Origin of the sequence: Olsenella urininfantis (genome assembly GCF_900155635.1) — a bacterium.
Classification (GTDB): Bacteria; Actinomycetota; Coriobacteriia; order Coriobacteriales; family Atopobiaceae; genus Olsenella_G; species Olsenella_G urininfantis.
This window is the reverse complement of sequence record NZ_LT732537.1, coordinates 1-1454: the sequence shown is the minus strand read 5'-3', so window position 1 is coordinate 1454 and position 1454 is coordinate 1. Positions and strand designations below refer to the sequence as shown.

At 67.8% G+C, this 1454-nt stretch carries 1 protein-coding gene; it reads right to left on the bottom strand.

The window, feature by feature from the left end; translation table 11 throughout:
- Positions 1 to 11: 11 nt before the first annotated feature.
- On the bottom strand, positions 12 to 1454 hold the full coding sequence (locus CZ375_RS00015; RefSeq protein WP_077597316.1) for an APC family permease: 1443 nt from the start codon (positions 1452 to 1454) through the stop codon (positions 12 to 14).

Sequence of the window (1454 nt, the reverse complement as noted above, 5' to 3'; positions counted from 1 at the left end):
ACGCCGCGCCCCTACGCCTTGGCCCTCGCGCCGCCGCAGGCGAAGAAGATCGCGAAGCCGATGGCGATCCAGGCCAGGGTGATGGTCCACTCGATCATGTTGAGGGAGGCGGGGCTGAAGGGCAGGACCATGAGGCCGATGATGATCAGGCCGGCGAGGATGGCGGCGCCGATGCCGGCCACGCCGCCGTTGACCTCGTAGGGCCTGGGCAGGTCGGGCTCGGTCTTGCGGAGCCTGAGGCAGGCCAGGGCGGCCATGGTGCAGGCGAAGATGAAGCCGAGGGAGGCGACGTTGGTCAGGGGGACCAGCATGTTGCGGCCCAGGAAGGGGCCGACGAGCGTCAGGGCGCCGAGGACGACGTTGGCGGTCTTGGGGGCGCCGGAGACGGGGTCGATCTCGGCGAAGACCTCGGGGAGCATCCTCTTGCGGCCGAGGGCCAGCATCAGGCGGGTCGAGGCGCCGAAGAACGCGTTCATGGGGCCGAGGGGGCCGAGCGTGGCGATGACGAGCATCGCGATGTAGAAGAACAGGTTGATGCGCTCGAGGACCGCCAGGGCGGGGACGGCGGGTACGACGAACTCGTGCCAGTCGATGATGGAGCCGAAGGCGTAGATGCAGACCAGGTAGAAGCCGCCGGACGCGAGGAGCGCGAGCGCCGGGATGATGCCGAACTTCTTCCAGTCGAGGTCCTCGGAGGCCTCCTCGGCCTGCTGGGGGATGGTGTCGAAGCCGGCGTAGAAGAACGGGGTCATGACGAGGACCGCCATGATGCCGCCCACGAGGCTGGTCGCCTTGGTGTCGCCCGCGGCGGTGTCGAACACCTGGGAGAAGACGGGCAGGGCGTTGCTGGGCGAGCCGGTCATGAAGGAGATGACCATGGCGAGCACCATGCCCGTGAGGAGGGCCTTGGTGAGGAAGCTGGAGAGCTTCGCGGCTGCGCCGGCGCCCTTGAAGTTCAGGAAGATGACCAGCACGGCGGCGCACAGGGCGATGGCCGTGGGCCACAGGTAGACGTCCGCGCCGAGGATGGTGTAGAGCTTGACCGAGGTGAGCCAGTTCAGGACGGGGAACTTGGCGAAGCGGTCGGTGAGCAGGGTCGAGATCGCGATGGCCTCCCAGGGGCAGAGGGGCGCGTTGCCCAGCAGGAGCATCCAGCCGGTCAGGAAGCCGAGCTGGCGGCCGTAGGTGCGGTCGACGTACTCGATGATGCCGCCCGAGATGGGGATGGCCGCGGTGAGCTCGCCGAACACCATGCCGATGGGGACCAGGAACACCGCGCCGAGGGCGAAGGCGATCATGGCGGGGAAGGGACCCCCGCCCATCACCATCCAGTTGCCCACGAGGAGCACCCACCCGGTGCCGATGATGGCGCCGAAGCCGATGGTGAAGAAGTTGAAGAGCGTCAGCTCCTTCTTCATCCCGCCGGCGTCAGCGGCCGTGTCTTTGTCTGACAT

Coding starts and splice junctions, on each gene's coding strand:
- CZ375_RS00015 (WP_077597316.1), bottom strand. CDS start 1,454: ATGTCAGACAAAGACACGGCCGCTGACGCCGGCGGGATGAAGAAGGAG.